The 478-nt window shown below is 73.6% G+C and carries 1 protein-coding gene; it reads left to right on the top strand.

Translation table 11 applies throughout. The features are described 5' to 3' along the window. A partial coding sequence (locus tag HWX22_RS31525) for a LysR family transcriptional regulator (RefSeq protein ID WP_175917020.1) occupies window positions 1-478 on the top strand: 478 nt, incomplete at both ends.

Raw genomic sequence — 478 nt, 5'->3', positions numbered from 1 at the left:
CCGAGGCCAACGTCACGCGCGCGGCGGCGCGGCTGCACCTGAGCCAGCCCGCGCTGTCGGCGCAACTGGCGCGGTTGCGCGAGCTGACGGGCGACCCGCTGCTGGTGCCGGCCCGCAACGGCCGCGGCATGACGCCGACGGCCCGCGCGCTGGCGATCCGCGAGCCGCTGCGCGCCGCCTTGCAGAGCCTGCAGGCAGCACTCGCGCATGGTGCCGGTTTCGACCCCGAGCAGGACGCGCGCACCTTCCAGATCCTCGCCAGCGACAACGGCTTCGTGATGGCGGGCGTGGACCTGGTGCGGCGCGTCGCGCAGCTCGCCCCGAAGCTGCGCCTGGCGTTCCGCACAGTGCCGGTCGACAGCTTCGCCAACTGGCTCGAGAGCGGCACGGCCGACCTGCTGATCGCGGCGGACTTTTCGATTCCGGCGGGCCTGCAATCGCGCGCCCTGTTCCACGAGCGCTACGTGATGGCGCAGCG

Source organism: Burkholderia sp. BCC1638 (assembly GCF_902833195.1).
Lineage (GTDB): Bacteria > Pseudomonadota > Gammaproteobacteria > Burkholderiales > Burkholderiaceae > Burkholderia > Burkholderia diffusa.
The sequence above is the reverse complement of the archived record's forward strand: the minus strand, read 5'-3'. Positions and strand labels throughout refer to the sequence as shown.